We start from the raw sequence: 18,488 nt of genomic DNA on the forward strand, positions 1-18,488 counted from the left end.
CTTAATGGGGTGGATAGTATGCCACAATTCTTTTTAAATAAACGTTTGATAATTTTGCTAATTAGTATTATTTTACTAGTAGCATTAATAGGTTATTCTTTACGTGATCATAAAAATGTATCGAAACCAGAACAATTTGTTAGAGATATTGTAGGTTTTGGACAATCAGTCATAGCTATACCTGCAAATGGAGTAGCTGATTTTTTCGGAAGTATTAAAGATATCCAAAATACATATACCGAAAATAAAAAATTGAAGGCTCGTTTAGAAGAACTGCCGAAATTATCTGCTGAAGTGGCAGATTTAAAACAGCAAAATGATGAATTGAAAAAAATCTTAGATAAAGAAGATTTAAGGGAATATTCATCGATACAAGCGACAATTATTTCGAGATCACCTGAACAATGGTATGAATATATCAATATAAATAAAGGCTCTGTCAATGGTGTTGCAAAAAATATGGCAGTAATAACATCAGAGGGACTTTTAGGAAAAGTAGTGGATACTTCAGAGTTCTATTCAAAAGTAGAGCTTTTGAGTTCAACAAATCCTAAAAATCGTATATCGGCTGTTATTAAAAGTGAAAAACCTGAATATGGCCTAATTGAAGGATATGATGAGGAAAACAAAGTGTTATTACTTAAAACGATTCCTTATGATGTGAAAGTAAAAAAAGGTGATGTTGTAGAAACCTCTGGTTTAGGAGGGATTTTTCCAAAGGATATTCTTATTGGTACGGTTGAAAAATTAGTGCCGGATGAAAATGGACTAACCCAAACCGCTTATGTAAAACCATATGCAAACTTTTACAGTATCGAACATGTGCAAATAATTGATCGCAAAGTGAAGCAGCATGGGGAGGGAGAATGATGAAACGCATTATTCTTCCTCTTATTTTAAGCATTTGTTTTATTAGTGAGAGTTTGTTTGTTCAATTTGTTCCAAGAGATCCCTTTGGAAGTAGAATGATTATTGTGCCACATTTTCTCTTAGTAGTACTTTTGTTAATGGGTATTTACTATGTCAGAAATCGTGCCATTGTATTTGCGTTTATTTTCGGATTAATATTTGATGTATTTCATACAGGAATTCTGGGAGTTTATCTATTCTTGTTTCCATTATCTATCTATATTGCTTCCAAGATGATGAAGATACTCCAAACGAATATATTTATTGCTGGGCTTGTGACTATATTAAATGTTGCTATCGTTGAATTTCTAGTATACGAGCTAAATATTTTAATTGAACATATATCAATGTCAATGATGACTTTTTTGAATATTAGACTTTTGCCAACATTAGTGGTTAATTTGATATTCTTTGTTATTTTTTCTTACCCATTAAAAAAATTAATGGAACGGAGAAAGAAGCAAGTGATAGCTGAATAATTTTATGAATCACAAATTAGAATAGAGGAAAATCACTTAGTATTGTCGAATATTATAGCCACTGAGGTGAGCAATTTGCGATGAGAAAAAGACAGAATGTGATGATTAAGGGTACAAAAGAAGGACTAATTCTACATTTGAACGACCAATGCTCCTACCTTGAATTGAAAGAAGAGTTAGAAGAAAAGCTTGTTGTTCATCATATAGAGAATGAAGAAAGTCCTCTAATCACTGTTAGAATACAAGTAGGAAATAGATATATCTCTCCGGATCAAGAGGAAGAGTTAAAAGAATTAGTGCGTAATAAACGAAATTTAGTTGTTGAAGAAGTTCAGAGTAATGTAATAACGAAGGAATCGGCCGAAAAAATGCAAAAAGAGAATGAAATCTATTCGGTAACAACCATTGTTCGCTCTGGACAAGTATTAGAGGTACCAGGTGATTTATTACTGGTAGGAGATGTGAATCCTGGCGGAACCGCAATTGCTGGTGGTAATATCTTTATTATGGGGGCCCTTAAGGGTGTTGCACATGCAGGATTTAATGGTAATAAAGATGCTGTTGTTGCAGCATCGTTAATGATGCCATCACAAATAAGAATCTCTGATTGTATTAATCGGGCCCCTGATCAGTATGGTAAAGAAGAACAGCATGGAATGGAATGTGCATACATAGACGACACTAATCATATTGTCATTGATCGTATTCAGGTATTAAAACATCTTAGACCAAATATTACTAGATTTAAAGGGGGATACTAATCATGGGTGAGGCAATAGTTATCACTTCCGGTAAGGGTGGTGTTGGTAAGACCACTACATCTGCTAATTTAGGTACCGCACTAGCTCTCCAAGGAAAGAAGGTTTGTCTTGTTGATACAGATATTGGACTTCGGAACTTGGATGTTGTGTTGGGACTTGAAAACAGAATCATTTATGATTTAGTAGATGTTGTGGAGGGCCGTTGTAAACCCCATCAAGCATTAGTAAAGGATAAAAGATTCGAAGATAAGTTATTTCTTCTCCCTGCTGCACAAACAAGTGATAAAACAGCGGTAAATCCAGAACAAATGAAAAATCTAATCAGTGAATTGAAGCAAGAGTACGATTATATTGTTATCGATTGTCCTGCTGGTATTGAACATGGATTCAAAAATGCCGTAGCTGGAGCAGATAAAGCAATCGTTGTAACAACACCAGAGAAATCTGCTGTACGTGATGCAGATCGGATAATTGGTTTGCTAGAAAAAGAGAAACATATTGAAGCACCAAGATTAGTCATTAACAGAATACGAAATCATTTAATGACCAATGGCGATATGCTTGATATTGATGAAATTACTACCCATCTTTCTATAGATTTAATAGGAATTGTACTAGATGATGAAGAAGTAATTAAATCCTCAAATCAAGGGGAACCAATTGTAATGAATCCAAATAGTAAAGCTTCAATTGCTTATCGAAATATTGCGAGAAGAATACTAGGTGAATCAGTTCCGCTGCAGCAATTGGAAGATCCTAAAACAGGTGTATTTGCAAAAATAAAAAAATTATTTGGTGTGAAAGCTTAATCAAACCCTCCTAATGGAGGGCTTTTTTAATGTGATTTTAAAAAATATTGTTTTGGTGTTATTCACTAAAGCTTGTCATATCCATCTTCCTTCATTCATATAATTGTACAAACTGTTTAAGGGAGAATGGTGATAGGATGGGAAATCGATCGGACGAAATTCGGAAACAAATCGAGAAAAGGAGGAAAACGAAAACATATCCAAAAAGAAGAAAAGTAGGTACCGTGAATTCTCCTTCTATTGATTGGGAAGAAAATGAGGAATACTCAATTTTTGAAGCAGATCCACCAAGTAAAATACACCCACTTTGGAATAAAGAAATCTTTCTTTTCAAAATTTTAATGTCTGCCATTCTAGTTTTGGTAATTGCTATCATTTTTAAAACGTCTACTCCAAAGCTTGATTCTGTTAAAGGTTTTGTCGAAAACACAATGAAAACAGAATTTCAATTTGCAGCTGTATCTGCATGGTATGAAAAACAGTTTGGTAAGCCACTAGCTATCCTACCAACCAAGGAGAAAAAAAACGAGGGCTTAGATCTCGCACAGGATCAGTATGTGATGGATGCTTCGGCGAGAGTGCTTACAAATTTCTCTACTGACGGACGTGGAGTTTTGATTGAAACAAAATACGATGAAGCAGTAGAGGCGATGAGTGGAGGGCGGGTTGTTTTTGCTGGTAAAAAAAATGATCTAGGTAATACCGTTATTATCCAGCATTCAGATATGACAGAATCATGGTATGGAAATTTAGAAACCATTGATGTTAGTCAATATGAGGAAGTAAAGACAGGAAAGAAAGTTGGTACAGTATCAAATAAGGAGAATGGACGGTCTGGAGAATTTTATTTTGCAATTAAGCAGGGGAAAAAATTTATTGATCCTATTCAGGTGATAAAATTTGAATAATTTCGTGGGGCTGCTCCGTAAAATCCATATTCATCCTTTATTTTGGATTGTTGTCGGTATTGCAGTCATAACTGCCAACTTTCAAGAATTACTAGTACTTTTTACGATTATATTTATTCATGAAATGGGACATAGTGTTATGGCCTATATTTTTTCATGGAGAATAAAGAGGATTTCAATTCTTCCATTTGGAGGAGTAGCTGAAATGGATGAACATGGGAATCGCCCTCTCAAGGAAGAGCTCTTTGTCATCATTGCAGGTCCCCTTCAGCATTTATGGATGGGCTTGATGATGTTACTACTAGAAAAAATGGGATTTGTATCAACCCATCTTTTTACTATCTTTATGGAATATAATATAATGATTCTTATTTTTAATTTATTGCCTATATGGCCACTTGATGGTGGTAAGCTTTTACACATCATTTTTTCTATGAATAAGCCCTTTCTTCAATCTATTCGGATCACTTTGTCGAGTTCAGTGATCTTTTTAATTGCTTTTCATTTAATTGCTATTCTTTATCATCCATTTAATTTAAATATATGGATTGTCGTGATTTATTTATATTTATCATTATGGGCAGAATGGAAGCAGATGAACTTTGTATTTATGAGATTTTTATTAGAGCGTTATTATGGAAAAAGAATAAGTTTTGAACGTTTACGTCCATTAAAGGTAAGTGGTGAGGACTTTTTATTTGATGTGCTCGGAAAGTTCCAACGTGGAAAAAAGCATCCACTTTTAATTGTAAAAAATGATGAAGAAATTGGTCATCTAGATGAAAATGAGCTGTTGCATGCCTATTTTGCAGAAAAACAAACAGATGCAAAAGTAAAGGATCTCTTGTATAGTTATTGACGAGTAGTAATTTTGAGGAGCTGTCTAAAAGTGTAGAAACACTAATGGATTAGCTCTTTTAGCACTGATTATGGATAGGTGAATTTTATGAATGAAATCTTTATCGATGAGAAAATATCAGAAAAAAGATTTGCAACGAAGGAAACGGATCAAGTTTCAAGACTATTTATTGAACAACCCCATGATGAAACGAAAGTGGGGAATATTTATTTTGGTAAAGTGGTAGATGTAAAAAATGGAATGAATGCCTGTTTTATAGATATCGGCAGTGAAAAACATGGATACTTACATCGTGACCAATTGCCATTTTACTTACACAATGATGATCCAAATAAGAAATTTCACCCGATTTCAAAATTTATCAGTAAAGGTGAAAGTATTCTTGTTCAAGTAAAAAAAGATGAAACAAATATAAAAGGCCCCTTATTAACAGCATTGATTGAAATCAATGGTGATAAATTAATATATTTACCTGAGGGGGAGTATATTGCTGTATCAAAAAAAGGGAATATTCAGGATCGCGAAAAGTGGAGGACAATCGCTAACAATCATAAACAAGATCATGAAGGAATTATTATACGTACGGAAGCTTTCGATTCAACTGAAGAGGAGTGGAGGAATGAATTAGAATCTCTACGTAAACGGTATCAACATTTATTGAACGAGGTAGCGAAAGTAAAGTCTCCTGCACTTATTTATAAAACTTCATTATTTGAAAAAGAGTTATTTCAAGAATTAACTCGTTTGAAGGAAGGCAGAGTGATTTCTAATAATCAGAACAGATTGAAGGAAATAAAACAGTATTTCCCTGAAAAATGGGAATATAAGCTCCATATTAGTGATGAAAATATTTTCTCATATTATAAGATTGAATCTGAAATAGACAGATCATTAAAGAGACTCATTTGGCTAGAAAATGGTTCATATATCGTAATTGATGAAACGGAAGCACTCATTAGTATCGATGTAAATACTGGTAAATTTTCCGGTACGAAAGGTTTCGAAGATACAGTTTTAAAGACCAATATTTTAGCTGCAAAAGAGATGGTTCGCCAAGTCCTGATAAGAGATTATGGTGGAATGATCCTAGTTGATTTTATAGATATGAAAAGTGAAAAGGATCGTCACTTAGTATTGGAAATTGTAAAAAATGAATTTAAGCAGGATTCAAAACATACTAGGGTAATAGGATTTTCTCCATTAGGAATTCTTCAATTAACAAGAAAGAAAACAAAAAAATCATTATCGGAGACTCTTTTAAATCCTTGTCCGGTTTGTTCTGGCAGAGGAAAAGTTGAAAGTAGGGAAACAATTGCTTTTCGTTTGGAGCGTGAACTATGGGAGAAACCTTTTAAGGAACATGAAGCAGTGTTTATCGAATTAACGGAAGATGTAAAAAACATTTTTTGTGGCGAAAATGATGTTCATCTTAAAAGATTAGAACAGTTATTAGGTATACAAATCTATTTATCCATTATTCCATTTTGTCGTCCAATATATTATATTCGTCAGTTTGGAACGAAAGAAGAATTGGCAAAAAAGATGAGTAATTAAGCATTGACATAGGCCGGGTATTTTGATAAGATTTTCATGTTATGTTTGTAGCACCCGTGCTACAACCGCTCGAAACAGGTAATAAGTTTTTGCTTATTGCAAAACGCCTGGTTTTGGCGAGTCTGAGTTTATTAAGGAGGTGCAAGTATGTACGCGATTATTGAAACTGGTGGAAAACAAATCAAAGTTGAAGAAGGCCAAGCAATTACTATCGAAAAATTGAATGTTGCTGAAGGTGAAACTGTTACTTTTGACAAAGTTCTTTTTGTAGGTGGCGAAAATGTAAAAGTTGGTAGCCCTCTAGTTGAAGGTGCTTCTGTAACTGCTAAAGTTCAAAAGCAAGGTCGTTCTAAAAAATTGGTTGTTTTCAAGTATAAGCCAAAGAAAAACTATCACAAAAAACAAGGTCACCGTCAACCATTTACAAAAGTTGTGATTGAAAAAATCAATGCATAAGGGTGACTGAACATGATACATGTTCAAATTAAGCAAACATCTGGTGGGAATATTTCATCTTTTAAGATGAAGGGACATGCCGATTTTGCTGAAAAAGGCCAAGATATCGTTTGTGCAGGTGCTTCAGCTGTTTCATTCGGTGCGATTAATGCCATTATGGAATTGACTAAGATTGAACCCATGATTACACAATCAAATGGTGGCTTTCTTGAATGTACAATCCCTGATCATTTATCTGCTGATGAAGAGGAAAAGGTACAATTACTGTTACAAGGGATGGTCGTTTCATTACAAACGATTGAACGCGATTATGGTAAATATATCAAAATAACCTTCGGGTAGGAGGTGGAACAAATGTTAAGATTAGATCTTCAATTTTTCGCATCTAAAAAGGGAGTAGGTTCTACAAAGAACGGTCGTGACTCTATCGCGAAGCGTCTTGGCGCGAAGCGTGCAGATGGTCAATTAGTAACTGGTGGATCCATTCTTTACCGTCAACGCGGTACAAAAATTTATCCAGGTGAAAACGTTGGCCGTGGTGGCGACGATACTCTATACGCAAAAGTTGATGGTATCGTACGTTTCGAGCGTATGGGCCGTGACAAGAAAAAAGTGAGCGTATATCCTGTTGCACAAGAAGCTTAATATGACGATTAAAAAACTCTAATCGATTGGATCGGTTAGAGTTTTTTTTATCAAGTATTAATTCCATATAACTTAGTCCAACTTTAACCAGTTTAAGGTCCTTCCAGCTAGGTTATTTCAACAGTTCTTCTTCCTACAATAAAAGACAACACCCTTTCCTCTTTGTGTTTCCTGAATTGGTGAAGAGACTACAAAGGTGAATTGGGCATCTCAAATTTTACTTAACTGTACGCTGATAAACAAGCTCCCCATGCTTTTTTATTATATGCATTAAAATCCGACTTTTGATATACTAATCAAAAGAATGATATGAATGTAATAGGAGAATCTATTAATGGAAAATTGGACGGTAGTTGATGTGCTACGCCATGCACGTCATGATTGGATGAATAGGCTTCAATTAATAAAAGGGAATATAGCATTGAATAAAATAGATAGTGTAGAACGAATTTTGGAAGAAATGATATTAGAGGCACAACAAGAATCTAGGCTTTCAAATTTAAAACTTCCTCATTTTGCAGAAATTCTTCTAACATTTAACTGGAAACCCCATCCATATCATATGGAATATGAAATACTTAATGAAAGTGGGGGCCTAACGGTCGATGATCAATGGTTATCTACTTGGATTCAATCGTTTTTTCATATTCTTGACAGTGCTGTCGAACCTTATCAGGAAAATTACCTATCCATTACTTTTGAACGTTTTCAAGGTAAAACACGTTTTGTTTTTGATTTTAATGGAACAATAAAGGAACAAAAGCTGTCAATACTTAGTCAATGGTTTGCTGCTCAAAAAGAAATTGTTGAAGATGTAAAGATTAAAGAGATGGATATCTCGCATTTTTCTGCTGAATTTATATTGTAAGTTTTTAAATATATTTCTTACATAATTAATATTAACAATAAGGGTGGTACTTCTATGTTTGTCGATCAAGTGAAAATTTACGTAAAAGGTGGAGACGGTGGAAATGGTATGGTTGCCTTTCGCCGTGAAAAATATGTACCTAAAGGTGGACCCGCAGGTGGAGATGGTGGGAAAGGAGCTAACGTCGTTTTTGTTGTTGAAGAAGGACTTAGAACCTTAATGGATTTTAGATATCAACGTCATTTCAAAGCAAACCGAGGAGAACACGGCATGTCAAAGGGCCAACATGGCCGAGGAGCCGAAGATATGATTGTAAAAGTTCCGCCTGGTACAGTCGTGAAAGATGATGATACAAATGAGATCATTGCTGATTTAACGGAGCATGGGCAACGTGCAATTGTTGCTAGAGGAGGTCGTGGAGGAAGGGGAAATATCAGATTTGCTACCCCAGCTAATCCGGCACCTGAGATATCCGAGAATGGGGAACCTGGCCAGGAACGATATATTGTACTCGAGTTAAAGGTTCTTGCTGACGTAGGGCTAGTAGGTTTTCCAAGTGTAGGTAAGTCTACACTATTGTCCATCGTTTCTGCGGCAAAACCTAAAATAGCGGAATATCATTTTACAACAATTGTTCCCAATTTAGGAGTAGTAGAGACGGGGGATGGCCGTAGTTTTGTAATGGCTGATTTGCCTGGATTAATTGAAGGTGCACATCAAGGTGTTGGATTGGGGCATCAATTTTTACGTCATATTGAAAGGACACGAGTGATTGTCCATGTGATCGATATGTCTGGATTAGAAGGAAGAGATCCTTACCAAGATTATCTAACGATTAATCAAGAATTAAAAGAGTATAATCTGCGTTTAATGGAAAGACCAATGATCATTGTTGCTAACAAAATGGATATGCCTGATGCGGAAGAAAATCTAGCAAAGTTTAAAGAACAAGTGAAAGAAGATTATCCAATTTTTCCTATATCAGCTATTACTCAAAATGGGTTAAGAGATCTATTATTTAAGATTGCAGACCTTTTAGAAACAACACCTGAATTCCCTATCCATGAAGTAGTAGGGGACGAAGAAATTAAACGTGTGGTTTACAAGCATGAAAAGCAAGAACAAGAGTTTGACATTACAAGGGAACCTGACGGTAGTTTTGTTGTAACAGGTGAAAAGCTGGAAAAACTATTTAAAATGACTAACTTTACTAGAGATGAATCAGTTAGACGATTTGCTCGTCAATTGCGTTCAATGGGTATCGACGATGCTTTAAGACAGCGCGGAGCAACAAATGGTGATATTGTGAAAATAATGGAATATGAATTTGAATTTGTTGAGTAATTGTATGGGTTGTCTTATAAGGGAGCAAACCGTTCGCTTATAGACAACCCTTGACTAAATTTTAGTACTACTGGAGGAAAGATCGTTGGGGAAAAAAGAAGTAGACTATAAATTTATATTAGTGCGTGAAGACGTATTGCCAGAGGCAATGAGAAAAACTCTCGAAGTAAAAGAGCTTCTTGAAAGGGGAAAAGCCGAATCTGTTGCTGATGCTGCACAGAGTGTTGATCTAAGTCGCAGTGCTTTTTATAAATATCGTGATACTGTATTTCCATTTCATTCCATTGTTAAGGAAAGAATGATTACTTTATTTTTTCATTTGGAAGATCGTTCTGGCACCCTACATGAGTTATTAGGAATTATCGCCACATCCTTATGTAATATATTAACGATTCACCAAACTATCCCTATTCAAGGACGTGCGAATGTTACCATTACCTTAGAGGTATCAGATATTATGATAAGTCTTGATGAATTGTTGTCTAAATTAAGACGCTTGGATTTTGTTGATAAGGTAGAGATACTAGGTTCGGGAGTATAAGAAATGGATATAAGGAGGGAGAAATAGATGCGTGTAGGTTATTTAGGGCCAAAGGCCACCTTTACAGATATTGCTGTCCAGAATACTTTTCCCGATGCAGAACGAATTGCATATACAACAATCCCTGATTGCTTAAATGCCGTTAAATGTAGGGAAGTAGATGTTGCAATTGTTCCATTTGAAAATGCATTAGAAGGGACTGTTCACCTCACCATTGATTATTTATATCATGAAATAAATCCACCAATTAGAGCTGAAGTCATAGTCCCAATACAGCAGCATTTAATGGTCCATCCTTTGCAAACCAATAATTGGACTGAAGTAGAGAAAATTTTATCACATCCACATGCCCTTGCCCAGTGTCATCAATTTCTGCATCAACAGTTTCGGGGGGTCACTTTAGAGCAATTCACCTCGACTGCTGCAGCTGCTAAGTACATAAGTGAACATCCAGAATTGAAGTTAGCTGCAATTGCAAATGAAATGGCTGCAGAAAAATATCATTTACAAATTGTTAAAGAAAATATTCATGATTACCATTTCAATCATACACGGTTTATCGTATTAGCTCATGAAGATGTGAAGGTTAATAAAGAGCTTAAGCCTTTATATCAAAAAACTACAATTATGGTAACTCTACCATCAGACAGAGCGGGTGCTTTACATCAAGTTTTATCAGCATTTGCCTGGAGACAAATTAATTTAAGTAAAATTGAATCAAGACCATTAAAAACCGGTTTAGGCCACTATTTTTTTATGATAGACATTAATCATGAAATGCAAAATCAATTAGTAAAAAATGCTTTAGAGGAAATCGAGGTACTTGGTTGCAAGGTAAAAGTATTAGGTAGCTATTCCTCGTACAATGCAGTGAATCATGAGAAAGAGGTAGTCTCATAAGGGGCATTAAATTCCCTTCTGTGAGACCACCTCTTTATTCTTGAACATTAATTAAATAACCTGCATGTTTTAATTCTTCTTCTACTTTTTGCAGTTGAGCTTCTTCCTTGGCTACGATCGTATGAATATGCACACCATGTGTTAAATTTGATAAGTAAACCGCTTGGGTATCTTTTACTTTTGAAATGAACTGTTTCACATCTTTTCGATTTGAAACCATGATCGAAGCTGTTAAATCACCGTACACAGGATGTTCAATTTTGACATCTTTTACTGTAACCCCATGGTCGACAATAAGATTAAGTTCCTCTTCTGCTTGCTCAGGGGTATGGAAGCAGGCAATTGTTTTTTCAAATAACTGATTATCATGTGCATGACGTAAATATATATAACCTTGACTTGTAGCTACTATCGGTTCATTCTTTGCCTTTAGCAAGGTCATATCATTCACAATGACCTGGCGACTTACATTGGCTTTATTGGCTAAGTCTGCACCTGTTATCGGACTATTGCTTGTCATTAAAATATTTAATAAAAATTGTCGTCGATCTTCACCAAATAATTTTTTTTCCGCAGTCAAAAAAATAGACTCCCTTCTAGAATCCTTGTTATATAAGGATTCTACCATAATTTGTATACCCTTTAAACCATTTTACTTTCTAAATTTATAAGCCACATCCAATATGTAATAAGGCATATTTTATTTTGTTGAAACATAAATTTTTTTTGAAGATTATTAGCACTTTGCCCATTTTAACATAGACTATATGGACTTATGCCTGAGGAGGGGAAATGAGTGAAGATCCATATTGTTCAAAAAGGCGATACTCTGTGGAATATTGCTAAAAAATATGGCGTTAATTTCGAGGAATTAAAGAAAATGAATGCCCAATTATCAAACCCGGAAATGATTATGCCTGGTATGAAAATTAAAGTACCAACGACCGGTGGAACAATTAAGAAAGAAATGGTAAGCCCAGTAAAGGAAATGCCTAAGGCTGAACAACCATACAAGGAACAACCTAAGGCAGTACATCCCTATAAGGAGAAGCCTACACCAACACTTCCAGTCCAAAAGGAAATAATAAAAGAGGTTCCAAAAGAAAAAAAGGAAACCATTTATACGCCGATTATGCCTCAACCAGTTATTCCGGAAATAGATATTAATAATTATTACACAATGAATATGTCACAAATGCAGGCCCAGGTGCAAGCTCCACAACCATTTGTTCCACCACCGGTACATGAGGAAAAAGTCGAGAGTCCGATTGAAATGCCCATGCCAGTTCAAGAGGAGTGTGTTGAAATGTATCCGAGTGTACCTTGTATGCCAGTAGCTGATTGTGGCTGTGGCCCAACACCGTATCCATACCATCAGCCATATGGCTTTCAAGCACCGTTGGGGCAATATCCTATGACACAAGGACCCGGAATACCAATGGGACAATTTCCTTTGGCGCAAGGAGGACCTGTAGCACCAATGGGGCAAATGCCACATGAACAATGTGTACCGTATCAGCAAGTCATGCCACAATCTATGGGGGCACATCCAACTGCTGTGCCTGAAGCAGGTAATTGGATGTATGAAGATGAATCATCTTCTTCATCAATTCCAATGATGGCCAATCCTGGTATGCATCAAGGTGGCTATCATCAAGATCCACAATCAGGTTATTCTGGTATGAATCCTATGGAATACCAACATTTTAACCAAGGAGTCTACCCACCAGCAAATGAAGGGCAATACCCAAATATGCCACCAATGCAAACAATGCCATATAATCCTTATGAGCAACAACAAATGGGAATGTATGGAATGAGACCGAATAACCCTCAATATTATGGTCATCAACATTATGGGCACCAGCATGATGATCATCATTATGATCATGACCATGATTATCACTATGATCATGACCATATGTATAGTCATCCTTATGGTCAATATGGACACTACGGTCAATATGGCCAGCAACCTTATGGTCAACAACCATATGGCCAATATCCGTGGTATCCAAATGAAATGAATTATGGTCATATGTACCCTGGTTCCCCATATGCACAGGGCTATCCAGGAGGTTACCCATTCCCAAGACAAGAAGACAGTGATGATTTTGAATAATTATAGCACTGGAGACGGACTCGAAAATCGTCTCCTTCTTTCTTTGTCTACAATTACAGGAGAAAAGTTTAGAAATATAAAAAAAATTAAAGATGGGATATGGCTTTGCTATACAGATAGTAGTAAATGGATATTAAAGGAATTCTTTTCAGAAGAAAAATTGTTCAATCAAATTCATTTTGTTGAACAACTTTTTAAACATGACTTTTATTTTACATATCAATTTCATCCTATTCATCAAGAAAAAATCATAAAATTTGATCAACGTGTATTTGCTTTAGTTGAGTATTTAAAAAAAGGATCTAGCTTTACGTATCAAACTTTTAGTGAGAGAACTAGTGCATTAAAATTACTCAAGCAATTTCATGAGACAACAAGTCAATTTCTAGACATATTTAAACCAAACTTAACAGTATTTGATCAACAAATGAAATGGGAGCAACGCTTAAAAGAGTTTATAGCTAACATCCCACTCCTAATAAATTTTATCCCGACTTATTATTTAAACAAGTATGTAGATTGGGCAAAATGGGCATTATCTCAAATGGAGCGAAACAAATCTTTTTACAATGAAGGACCAAATTGTATTATTCATGGTGATGTCGCTCACCATAACTTTCTACTCAATCAATATCTGCGATTATATATCATTGATTTTGATCTCATCCAACTTGCAAACCCTATGATCGATTATTTGCAATTCGCAAATCGAGTTCTTCCTAATATTTCTTGGTCTTTAACTCGTCTAAGACGACATCAACTATTAAGTCCCTATCTAGAAATGAAAGAATTTTTAATTGCATTAATATTTCCGACAGATATTTTACGTGAATGGAATCGATATGTAAGATTAATTAAAAAGGAAGAAGGAAGTAAACCTCAATTACTGATTTATTTAAAAGAAATAACCTTAAACCATTTCAATATGAGGAGAATTTTTACAGAAGAACTGGCCAAATCAATATGAGGAATGTTAAGGGAATAAAACCAATTACAAATAGTATAGAATAACCCCTTCTTCACAAAATATTAGTGAGCTTTTTGCTCTAGGTTAAATTATTAGGGGGGGAACTGTTTGAATAAAAAACTGATAGTTGCACCCATTGCTTTATTTTTAATAAGTGGCTTAGCCGGTTGCGGACAAAACCAAGATAATGCAGGTAATACTCAAAACAAAAGTAATTTTCAACCTGTTGGGTACCATACTAATAACGCACAATATATTGATCATGATGGACCCATGCAAGAATTGATGGATTATACGTTTGGACGCGAAGATAATATAAAAAATAATAATCATTTACTTCCTTCTGGACACCCAGATGATTATGATCATCATGTTCAATCACCATTAACTCAATATGATACAAACTTTCGTGTTGTTAATCGTAATAGGCATCTACGTGACATTAATTATCATGGACATTTAAATCAGAGAAATTCTGCTGCCAAATCCTCTTATTATACAGCTTATGAAGGTGCACTGGCAGAAAAAGTAGCGAATCAAGCAGCTGCTGTGAAGAATGTTTCAGATGCACGTGCATTTATTTATGGCGATAAAGTGTTAGTTTCACTTGTTCTGAAGGATGATAATAATGCTAAGCAAACGAAAGTAAGAGTAAAGCAAGCGGTTCAGCCTACAATCGGTAATCGCCCATTACTTATCACTTCCGACCTTGGCACGTATTATCGTGTTCGTCAATTGGATAATGAATTAAGGAATGGTGGCCCAAAGGACGCGGTTAAATTGGATGCGAAACATTTAATCGAATCCCAAAATATAGAACGAAATCGAGAATAAATATACTGACAAGAATAGTGGTAAAATCACTATTCTTTTTTTATTGGATAATTTTATTAGAGTATGGTCATACTAACCACGTATAAACATACTTCCTTTTATTGAGGTGACAAACTATGAATTTTTTTGTTCGAATCGTCTTTGTATGTGTCATTGTATTGAGTGTATTCTATTCTTATTTATTGCAAGATGATCGCGAACAGGTAAAAGAAAATAAGACAGATAGTCAACCTAAATCGATTGAAGTTGCAACGAATCCTAAGAATAAAACTATAATATTAGAAAGAGTGTATATAGATGGGGAAGTAAGTGAGGAGATTCTAAAAGAAAATGTAGATACCATTGAAGAAATAAAAGGAAAATATCGAAATTGGAATATCATCCAAATGGATGAGGAACAAATCGTATTACAGAAGAAAGTGAATGATATTTCCCCTTTACTAAAAGCCAATGGATATTTCGGTATTTCCGATAATGGGATTATCTCTATTTTTAATGGTAAACCGAAAAAAGCAGATATCATTCAGTCATTCTTTCAAATAGATATTAAAAAACTAGAAGGTAAAAAACAAGAAGAGTTGAAAAAAGGAATACCAATCAAATCAAAAGAAGATTATGATAAGGTTCTTAAAGCGTTAAAACCTTATTCAATTCAAACTCAAGTAGAGTAAACCGGATCTAAAATGATCCGGTTTTTTTATGTTCGTATTTACACATCTACTAAATGATTATGTTACAATGAAATGTAGCAAAGATGAGGAGAGAAGTAGTTTGTATGAATATATTATTGGAACAATAGGAATGGTGACTCCTGAAAATGTAGTTGTTGAAAATAATGGTATAGGATATCAGGTATATACTCCTAATCCATTTGTTTTTTCAACCACTCAAAAGGAGCCTGTTAAAATATACATATACCAGCATGTACGGGAGGATATTATTGCTCTATATGGTTTTCAAACAATGGAGGAAAAAACCCTGTTTAAAAAACTGTTAAATGTTTCGGGAATTGGTCCTAAAGGAGCCCTTGCTATCCTAGCATTTGGTGATCCTATGCAGGTAATAGGCGCTATTGAGGACGAGAATGAAGCATTTTTAGTTAAATTTCCTGGGGTTGGAAAAAAGACTGCTCGACAAATGATTCTTGATTTAAAAGGAAAATTACAGGATGTGGTACCTGATTATTTTCCAAATTTATTTAATAGTGATCGAGTAGAAGAAGCTTCCCATACCTCCACACAGTTTGAAGAGGCAATATTAGCATTAAAAGCCCTTGGATACTCTGATAAAGAAATTAAGAAGATTTCATCAGAGTTACAACAAGAAAACTTAACTACTGATCAGTATATAAAAGTAGCATTGAAAAAATTAATGAAGTCATAGGCTAATGACAATTTTCACTAGCATCTTCAAAAGGAGGGAGTTATATGGAAGATCGAGTGGTATCGGGAGAAGCGACTGAGCATGAACAAACATTTGAACAAAGCTTACGTCCACAGAGCTTATCTACCTATATAGGTCAGGAAAAAGTGAAAAACAATTTAGCAATTTTTATAGAAGCTGCTAAACAAAGACATGAATCGCTAGATCATGTTTTATTATATGGTCCTCCGGGTCTAGGGAAAACGACATTAGCCGCTGTTATCGCAAATGAAATGGGGGTTAATATGCGTACAACTTCCGGGCCGGCTATAGAACGACCTGGAGATTTAGCAGCTATTTTAACTGCATTAGAACCTGGTGATGTATTATTTATTGATGAAATTCATCGCCTACCTCGTTCCATTGAGGAAATCCTTTATCCAGCTATGGAAGATTTTTGTTTAGACATAGTGATTGGAAAAGGACCAGGAGCAAGATCAGTACGATTGGATTTACCCCCTTTTACTTTAGTAGGTGCAACTACACGTGCAGGTGCTATTTCTGCCCCATTAAGGGATCGATTTGGCGTTCTTTGTCGTTTGGAGTATTATAATGAAAAACAACTGACTGATATTGTTATAAGAACGTCTGAAATATTAAATACTGAAATAGAGGAAATAGGAGCAATAGAAATTGCTAGACGCTCTCGCGGAACTCCACGGATAGCCAATCGATTATTGCGCAGAGTTCGAGATTTCGCCCAAGTTAGAGGTGATGGAGTTATTACCTTAGATTTGGCAGATTACTCACTCGAACTCCTCCAGGTCGATCGTCTTGGATTGGATCATATTGACCATAAATTACTAAAAGGAATAATTGAGAAATTTCGTGGTGGACCTGTAGGACTAGAAACGATTGCCGCTAGTATTGGAGAAGAGCCGGATACGATTGAAGATGTTTATGAACCTTATTTAATGCAAATTGGTTTTCTTCAACGTACACCTAGGGGAAGAATGGTGACAAATTTAGTTTATCAGCATTTTCAGCTCGAGATGCCGTTGAAATAGTTTTTATTCATTAGTAAAAAGTGAAAAATAATATGAAGGTGACAACATGAAAATTGACTTATTTGATTTTAATTTACCAGAATCTTTAATTGCTCAAACCCCATTAAAGAATCGGTCTGATAGCCGTTTAATGGTATTAAATAAACAAACTGGTGAAATTGAACACCAAGTTTTTAAAAACATAACAAAATACTTAAAGCCTGGAGATTGTTTAGTTTTAAATGATACAAAAGTATTACCTGCCAGATTATTTGGGATTAAAGAGGATACTGGGGCAAAAATTGAAGTATTATTATTAAAACAAATGGAAAATGATCGATGGGAAACATTGGTTAAGCCAGCAAAAAGAATAAAAGTAGGCTCAGAAATCGTCTTTGGCGATGGAAAGCTAAAGGCAAGATGTATTGCGGAAAAAGATCATGGTGGAAGAATAATAGAATTTCATTATGAAGGGATATTTTATGAAGTATTAAATGAACTTGGAGAAATGCCATTACCGCCATATATAAAAGAGCAGTTAGAAGATCGGGATCGATATCAAACGGTCTATGCGAAAGAAACGGGTTCTGCAGCTGCTCCGACAGCTGGACTACATTTTACTGAAGAGCTTCTTACGGAAATAAAAAACATGGGTGTCCATATCACATTTTTAACTTTACATGTTGGTCTAGGTACTTTTAGACCTGTTAGTGTTGAAGATATTCATGAACACGAAATGCATGCTGAATTTTACCAAGTATCTGAAGAAACAGCTGATTTAATTAATCGTGTAAAAGAACAGGGTGGTAGAATCATTTCAGTTGGAACAACTTCTACAAGAACTCTAGAAACAATCGCAAGTGCAAATAATGGTAAAATTATTGCTACAAGTGGATGGACAGATATTTTTATTTATCCAGGCTATGAATTTAAAGGGATAGATGGAATGATTACGAATTTCCATTTACCAAAATCAACATTAATTATGCTTGTTAGTGCCCTAGCAGGTAGACCAAATGTCTTACATGCCTATGAAGAAGCAGTAAAGGAAAAATATCGCTTTTTTAGCTTTGGCGATGCGATGTTAATTATATAATCGATTTGTATTAAATATTTCGCTGTTA

General features: G+C 35.1%; 22 protein-coding genes and 1 other annotated feature. Of the genes, 21 read left to right on the plus strand and 1 reads right to left on the minus strand.

Annotated elements, in window-relative coordinates:
• The first annotated feature begins 18 nt into the window (after positions 1 to 18).
• From mreC to pheA, 14 genes are all read left to right on the plus strand, one after another.
• Entirely contained in the window at positions 19 to 870 is an 852-nt protein-coding gene (mreC, locus tag NST63_RS08835; RefSeq protein ID WP_078109892.1) for a rod shape-determining protein MreC, read from the plus strand.
• A complete protein-coding gene (gene mreD / locus NST63_RS08840) occupies positions 870 to 1,388 on the plus strand; it encodes a rod shape-determining protein MreD (protein WP_212943378.1) in 519 nt (172 codons plus the stop codon). Before mreC ends, mreD begins: the two co-directional genes overlap by 1 nt.
• An 80-nt stretch (positions 1,389 to 1,468) precedes the next feature.
• Positions 1,469 to 2,149, plus strand: a complete 681-nt coding sequence (minC, locus tag NST63_RS08845; RefSeq protein WP_058002037.1) for a septum site-determining protein MinC — start codon at positions 1,469 to 1,471, stop codon at positions 2,147 to 2,149.
• A 2-nt stretch (positions 2,150 to 2,151) separates the two neighbouring features.
• On the plus strand, positions 2,152 to 2,958 hold the full coding sequence (gene minD / locus NST63_RS08850) for a septum site-determining protein MinD (protein WP_058002038.1): 807 nt from the start codon (positions 2,152 to 2,154) through the stop codon (positions 2,956 to 2,958).
• A gap of 137 nt (positions 2,959 to 3,095) precedes the next feature.
• Positions 3,096 to 3,866: a M23 family metallopeptidase gene (locus NST63_RS08855; protein WP_212943376.1), complete on the plus strand. Its 771-nt coding sequence runs from the start codon at positions 3,096 to 3,098 to the stop codon at positions 3,864 to 3,866.
• The gene (locus tag NST63_RS08860; RefSeq protein ID WP_058002040.1) at positions 3,859 to 4,725 is read left to right on the plus strand and encodes a M50 family metallopeptidase; all 867 of its coding nucleotides are present in this window, start codon (positions 3,859 to 3,861) and stop codon (positions 4,723 to 4,725) included. The genes NST63_RS08855 and NST63_RS08860 overlap by 8 nt, the downstream gene beginning before the upstream one ends.
• Before the next feature lie 87 nt (positions 4,726 to 4,812).
• Complete coding sequence (locus tag NST63_RS08865) at positions 4,813 to 6,279, plus strand: Rne/Rng family ribonuclease (protein WP_212943375.1); 1,467 nt, start codon at positions 4,813 to 4,815, stop codon at positions 6,277 to 6,279.
• A 53-nt stretch (positions 6,280 to 6,332) separates the two neighbouring features.
• Positions 6,333 to 6,413 (plus strand) — a sequence feature (ribosomal protein L21 leader region).
• A 13-nt stretch (positions 6,414 to 6,426) separates the two neighbouring features.
• Positions 6,427 to 6,735: a 50S ribosomal protein L21 gene (gene rplU / locus NST63_RS08870; protein ID WP_058002042.1), complete on the plus strand. Its 309-nt coding sequence runs from the start codon at positions 6,427 to 6,429 to the stop codon at positions 6,733 to 6,735.
• Positions 6,736 to 6,747: 12 nt separating this feature from the next.
• Entirely contained in the window at positions 6,748 to 7,077 is a 330-nt protein-coding gene (locus NST63_RS08875; protein WP_058002043.1) for a ribosomal-processing cysteine protease Prp, read from the plus strand.
• Between the two features lie 12 nt (positions 7,078 to 7,089).
• Entirely contained in the window at positions 7,090 to 7,380 is a 291-nt protein-coding gene (rpmA, locus tag NST63_RS08880; protein ID WP_058002044.1) for a 50S ribosomal protein L27, read from the plus strand.
• Positions 7,381 to 7,714: 334 nt separating this feature from the next.
• A complete protein-coding gene (locus NST63_RS08885; protein WP_216385759.1) occupies positions 7,715 to 8,248 on the plus strand; it encodes a Spo0B C-terminal domain-containing protein in 534 nt (177 codons plus the stop codon).
• A 54-nt stretch (positions 8,249 to 8,302) separates the two neighbouring features.
• The gene (obgE, locus tag NST63_RS08890) at positions 8,303 to 9,592 is read left to right on the plus strand and encodes a GTPase ObgE (protein ID WP_341041916.1); all 1,290 of its coding nucleotides are present in this window, start codon (positions 8,303 to 8,305) and stop codon (positions 9,590 to 9,592) included.
• An 85-nt stretch (positions 9,593 to 9,677) separates the two neighbouring features.
• The gene (locus NST63_RS08895; protein WP_212943373.1) at positions 9,678 to 10,133 is read left to right on the plus strand and encodes an ACT domain-containing protein; all 456 of its coding nucleotides are present in this window, start codon (positions 9,678 to 9,680) and stop codon (positions 10,131 to 10,133) included.
• A gap of 27 nt (positions 10,134 to 10,160) precedes the next feature.
• Positions 10,161 to 11,033 carry a prephenate dehydratase gene (gene pheA / locus NST63_RS08900; protein ID WP_058002048.1) on the plus strand — a complete coding sequence of 291 codons (873 nt, stop codon included), beginning with the start codon at positions 10,161 to 10,163 and terminating at the stop codon, positions 11,031 to 11,033.
• A gap of 34 nt (positions 11,034 to 11,067) precedes the next feature.
• On the opposite strand, the gene NST63_RS08905 is transcribed toward pheA, so the two are convergent.
• On the minus strand, positions 11,068 to 11,613 hold the full coding sequence (locus NST63_RS08905; RefSeq protein ID WP_152984708.1) for a transcription repressor NadR: 546 nt from the start codon (positions 11,611 to 11,613) through the stop codon (positions 11,068 to 11,070).
• A 216-nt stretch (positions 11,614 to 11,829) separates the two neighbouring features.
• On the opposite strand from NST63_RS08905, the gene safA reads away from it, so the two are divergent.
• The 7 genes from safA (at position 11,830) to queA (ending at position 18,460) form a co-directional block, all read left to right on the plus strand.
• A complete protein-coding gene (gene safA, locus NST63_RS08910) occupies positions 11,830 to 13,155 on the plus strand; it encodes a SafA/ExsA family spore coat assembly protein (protein ID WP_341041917.1) in 1,326 nt (441 codons plus the stop codon).
• A complete protein-coding gene (locus tag NST63_RS08915; RefSeq protein ID WP_058002051.1) occupies positions 13,142 to 14,122 on the plus strand; it encodes a phosphotransferase in 981 nt (326 codons plus the stop codon). Before safA ends, NST63_RS08915 begins: the two co-directional genes overlap by 14 nt.
• Positions 14,123 to 14,230: 108 nt before the next feature.
• Complete coding sequence (locus NST63_RS08920) at positions 14,231 to 14,956, plus strand: YhcN/YlaJ family sporulation lipoprotein (RefSeq protein WP_341041918.1); 726 nt, start codon at positions 14,231 to 14,233, stop codon at positions 14,954 to 14,956.
• A gap of 116 nt (positions 14,957 to 15,072) precedes the next feature.
• Complete coding sequence (locus NST63_RS08925) at positions 15,073 to 15,627, plus strand: BofC C-terminal domain-containing protein (RefSeq protein ID WP_058002053.1); 555 nt, start codon at positions 15,073 to 15,075, stop codon at positions 15,625 to 15,627.
• A gap of 100 nt (positions 15,628 to 15,727) precedes the next feature.
• Entirely contained in the window at positions 15,728 to 16,339 is a 612-nt protein-coding gene (gene ruvA / locus NST63_RS08930) for a Holliday junction branch migration protein RuvA (protein WP_341041920.1), read from the plus strand.
• Between the two features lie 44 nt (positions 16,340 to 16,383).
• Complete coding sequence (gene ruvB / locus NST63_RS08935) at positions 16,384 to 17,385, plus strand: Holliday junction branch migration DNA helicase RuvB (RefSeq protein ID WP_212943363.1); 1,002 nt, start codon at positions 16,384 to 16,386, stop codon at positions 17,383 to 17,385.
• 46 nt (positions 17,386 to 17,431) lie between these two features.
• The gene (queA, locus tag NST63_RS08940) at positions 17,432 to 18,460 is read left to right on the plus strand and encodes a tRNA preQ1(34) S-adenosylmethionine ribosyltransferase-isomerase QueA (RefSeq protein WP_058002056.1); all 1,029 of its coding nucleotides are present in this window, start codon (positions 17,432 to 17,434) and stop codon (positions 18,458 to 18,460) included.
• Positions 18,461 to 18,488 lie beyond the last annotated feature (28 nt).

The sequence above is a fragment of the Heyndrickxia sp. FSL W8-0496 genome, assembly GCF_038007825.1.
In the GTDB taxonomy this organism is placed as follows: domain Bacteria; phylum Bacillota; class Bacilli; order Bacillales; family Bacillaceae_C; genus Heyndrickxia; species Heyndrickxia oleronia.